Origin of the sequence: Halorhodospira neutriphila, assembly GCF_016584055.1 — a bacterium.
Taxonomy (GTDB): Bacteria; Pseudomonadota; Gammaproteobacteria; order Nitrococcales; family Halorhodospiraceae; genus Halorhodospira; species Halorhodospira neutriphila.
This window is the reverse complement of the sequence record NZ_NRSH01000161.1, coordinates 1-4355: the sequence shown is the minus strand read 5'-3', so window position 1 is coordinate 4355 and position 4355 is coordinate 1. Positions and strand designations below refer to the sequence as shown.

The 4355-nt window shown below is 76.1% G+C and carries 2 protein-coding genes and 1 pseudogene; all 3 read left to right on the top strand.

Annotated elements, in window-relative coordinates:
• Positions 1–581, top strand: a pseudogene (locus CKO13_RS10940) (hypothetical protein); the annotation flags it as partial.
• Positions 578–4063: an FAD-dependent oxidoreductase gene (locus CKO13_RS10935; protein WP_200260872.1), complete on the top strand. Its 3486-nt coding sequence runs from the start codon at positions 578–580 to the stop codon at positions 4061–4063. The pseudogene CKO13_RS10940 and the gene CKO13_RS10935, both read left to right, overlap by 4 nt.
• 51 nt (positions 4064–4114) lie before the next feature.
• Positions 4115–4306: a YgaP family membrane protein gene (locus CKO13_RS10930; protein WP_200260870.1), complete on the top strand. Its 192-nt coding sequence runs from the start codon at positions 4115–4117 to the stop codon at positions 4304–4306.
• Positions 4307–4355 lie beyond the last annotated feature (49 nt).

The window sequence follows — 4355 nt, the reverse complement described above, 5'->3', positions numbered from 1 at the left end:
GCTTCCCCCGCTACCGGCTCGAGGGCCACCACGACCTCACCGCCGGGCGCCGCCACCGCCTGCCCCTGTTCCGCCGCGAGGGGCTCGCCGCCCGCCGCTACCACCGCGTCACCGGCGACGCCGGCGCCGAGCCCCGCGAGACCGAGCGCCCGGCGGTCACCCGGGTGGTCGCCTGGACCGCGGAGGGCGACCTGCCCGGCGGGAACCTCGACCTGTACCGGCACGAGGAGCGCGGCAGCACGTGGCTCGGCAGCGGCCGCCTGCCGCCGACGCCGGAGGGCGAGCCGGTGGCGGTGGCCCTGGGGCCGAGCTTCGCCGTCACCGCCCGGCGGGAGCTGCAGGCGCGCCGGGCGCTCGAGGGCGCCGAGGGCTTCATCGCGCAGTGGGCGATCCGCCTGCGCAACGGCGCCGAGCGCGCCACCACCGTGACCCTCCGCGAGCGCTTCCCCGGCCGCTGGCGGCTGCTCGCGGCCAGCGACAGCCCCGCCGAGCGCAACGCCCGCCGGGCCGAGTGGCGGCTGCGCCTCGAGGCCGGCGGCACCCGCACCCTCACCTACCGGGCCCGCGTGGAGACGCCATGAGCGACGACCCGATCCGCCACCCGGAGCTCTCCTTCGCCGATCTCGGCACGCGCGAGGGCCTGCTGCGCCTCGACGCGGCGTTCCTCGAGCACCTCGCCGCGGCCGCCCCCGAGACCGCCGAGCAGCTGCGCCGGCGCCGCGACCAGCCGGCGGAGCCGCAGCCGGGGCGGGCGCTGAGCGCCCTGCTCCTCGCCGCCGCCCCCCACCTCGAGGCCTTCGTCGCCGAGCTCTTCGGCGCCGAGGCGGCCCTCGCCGAGACCGCCGCGGCCATCGCCCGCGACGGCGAGGTGGCGGCCTTCAAGCAGGCCTTCGTGCAGCGCCGCGCCCGGCGCCTGCGCGAGCGCGGCGACGAGTCCTTCGCCGCCCTCGACGCCTGGGTCGACGGCGAGCTCGCCGCCCGGCAGCTGCCCCGCGAGGACCGCGAGCTGGGCGTCGCCCGGCTCGGCGCGCAGCTGCTCGACGCCGGCGACGAGGCCGGCGCGGCGCGGCTCGCCCGCTGGTGCGCCGCGGCCCTGCACGAGCCCGAGGGGCAGCGCGCCGTCGCCGGCTGGACGGCCTTCGACCTGCCCCAGCGCGTCGACCCCGCCCGGCTCGTCGAGCTCGAGCCCCAGGGCGGCGACGAGCGGGCCATCCGCTGGCACGCCCCGCCGGAGCGCTGGCGCCGGCGCGACGGCTTCGAGCTCACCGACGCGCGCGCCGGCCGGCGCCGGGTCGTCGACCAGGCCCACTACTGCATCTACTGCCACGACCACGAGGGCGACTTCTGCGCCCGCGGCTTCCCCGAGAGCAAGAGCCGCCCGGAGCTCGGCCTCAAGGTCGACCCGCTGGGGATCACCCTCACCGGCTGCCCGCTGGAGGAGCGCATCTCCGAGATGAACCGCCTCTACCGGGACGCCCGGCCCCTGGCGGCGCTCGCCGTGGCCATGGCCGACAACCCCATGGTCCCGGCCACGGGGCACCGCATCTGCAACGACTGCATGAAGGCGTGCATCTACCAGAAGCAGGAGCCGGTGGACATCCCGCAGATCGAGACGCGGGCGCTCACCGACGTCCTCGCGCTGCCCTACGGCGTCGAGATCTACCACCTGCTCGTGCGCTGGAACCCCCTGCGCCGGGAGCAGTACCTGCCGGCCCCGGACAACGGCCGGCGGGTGCTCATCGCCGGGCAGGGGCCGGCGGGCTTCACCATGGCCCACCACCTGACCATGGCCGGCTGCACCGTCGTCGCCGTCGACGGCCTCAAGATCGAGCCGCTGCCCCAGGCGTGGCTCGACGGCCCCATCCGCGACTGGGAGGCGATCCGCGAGCCGCTGGCCTCGCGCACCCTCTACGGCTTCGGCGGCGTGGCCGAGTACGGCATCACCAGCCGCTGGGACAAGAACTTCCTCAAGCTCATCTACCTCACCCTCGCCCGCCGGGCGCGCTACAGCGTCCACGGCGGCGTGCGCCTCGGCGGCACCCTGACCCTCGAGGACGCCTGGTCGCTCGGCTTCGACCACGTCTGCCTGGCCACCGGCGCCGGCTACCCGCGGGTGCTCGAGCTGGGCAACAGCCTCGCCCGCGGCATGCGCCAGGCCAACGACTTCCTCATGGCCCTGCAGCTGACCGGCGCCGGGCAGGCCGAGAGCCTCGCCAACCTCCAGGTGCGCATGCCCGTGGTGGTCATCGGCGGCGGCCTGACCGCCGTGGACACCGCCACCGAGGCGCAGGCCCACTACATCGCCCAGGCCGAGAAGATCCGCCGGCGCTACGAAACCCTGGCCGCCGAGCAGGGCGAGGCGGCCGTGCGCGAGCAGCTCGGCGAGGAGGACCGGCTCATCCTCGACGAGCTCCTCGAGCACGGCCGCGCCGTCGAGGCCGAGCGCCGGCGGGCGGCGGCCGCCGGCGAGCCCCCGGACCTTACCGCCCTGCTCCACCGCTGGGGCGGCGCGACCCTCGCCTACCGCAAGGCGCTGAGCGCCTCGCCGGCCTACCGGCGCAACCACGAGGAGCTGCGCAAGGCCGCCGAGGAGGGGATCCTCTTCGCCGAGGGGCTCGACCCGCTGCACATCCGCCTCGACCGCTTCGGGCACACCGAGGCGGTGGTCTTCCGGCGCATGCGCCAGGACCGCGGCGGCCGCTGGTACGCCACCGGGCAGGAGGTGGAGCTGCCGGCGCGCTCGGTCTTCGTCGCCGCCGGGACGGTACCCAACACCATCTACGCCCACGAGCACCCGGGCAGCCTCGCCCTCGAGGCCGACCACTACCGCCCCCACATCGACCACCCCAACGGCCTGCAGCCGGTCAGCCGCGGCGAGCACTGCAAGGCCCCGGAGGTGGCGCCGTTCACCTCCTACGCCGGCGAGGGCCGCCGGGTGAGCTTCCTCGGCGACACCCACCCGATGTTCGCCGGCAGCGTGGTCCAGGCGATCGCCTCGGCCCGGCGCAGCTACCCGCAGGTGCTCACCGCCCTGCAGCGCCGCCCCCGGCGCGCCGGCGGCAACGTCCGCGCCTTCCTCGACGGCCTCGCCGCCCGGCTCACCCCGCGGGTGGTCTCCGTGGAGCGGCCGAGCCCGGGGGTGGCCGAGATCTGGGTCCGGGCGCCGCTGGCCGCGGCGCGCTTCCGGCCCGGGCAGTTCTTCCGCCTGCAGACCCTGGAGAGCGCCAGCCCCGTCGTCGACGGCACGCGGCTGCAGGTGCCGCTGCTGACCGTCTCGGGCACCGGCATCGAGGGCGACTGCATCCGGCTGATGGTCCTGCAGTGGGGGGCACCGGCGCGGGTGGCCGCGCAGCTGCGCCCCGGCGACCCGGTGGTCCTCATGGGGCCCACCGGCGCCCCCACCGAGATCCCCGCCGGGCGTACCGTCATGGTCGTCGCCGGGCGCTGGGGGGCGGCGGTGATGCACGATATCGGCACCGCGCTGCGCGCCGCCGGCAACCGGGTCCTCTACATCGCCGCCTTCGCCGGCGCCGACGAGATCGACCACCCCGACGAGCTGGAGGCCGGCGCCGACCAGATCGTCTGGGCCACGGCCCGGGAGCCGGCCTTCACCCCCCGCCGGCGCCAGGACGCCGCCGTGGTCAGCGCCGACATGGTCGACCTGGTCCGGCGCTACGGCGACGGCGAGATCGCCGGCGGCGGCATCCCCCTCGGCGAGGTGGACCGGCTGCTGGTGGTCGGCGGCACGGGGCTATTGCGCGGCTTCCAGCAGGCCCTCGACGACGGCCTGCGCGGCTACTTCCCCGAGCACCTGGCGGCCGTCGCCACCGTCGGCAGCCCCATGCAGTGCATGCTCAAGGGCGTCTGCGCGCAGTGCCTGCAGTGGCAGAAGGACCCGGAGACGGGCAAGCGCACCCGGGCCGTGTTTAGCTGTGCGGAGCAGGACCAGCCGCTCGCCTGGGTCGACCTCGACAACCTCACCGCCCGGCAGCAGCAGAACCGCCTGGCCGACCGGCTCGCCGCCCTGTGGGTCGAGCGCGTCCTGCGACGACATCCGGGCTGATATGCCAGACTGGCTACACGGCACACGTCGAGCAGCGAAGGAGGTGGCGCAATGGAGCTGAACCGCAACATGGGCACGGCCGACCGGACGATCCGCGCCGTCGTCGGCCTCATCCTCATCGCCCTGGCCTTCGTCGGCCCGCAGACGGCCTGGGGCTGGATCGGCCTGATCCCGCTGGCCACCGCCGCGGTGGGGGTCTGCCCGGCCTACATGCCCTTCGGCCTCAAGACCTGCAAGCAGTAGCAGCCCGCACCCCCTGCCGCCCGGCGCCCCGCCGGGCGGCCGCTCCGGC

Bases quoted from the DNA above. Each gene is read 5' to 3' on its own strand.
- CKO13_RS10930 (WP_200260870.1), top strand. From the start codon at position 4,115: ATGGAGCTGAACCGCAACATGGGCACGGCCGACCGGACGATCCGCGCC.
- CKO13_RS10935 (WP_200260872.1), top strand. From the start codon at position 578: ATGAGCGACGACCCGATCCGCCACCCGGAGCTCTCCTTCGCCGATCTC.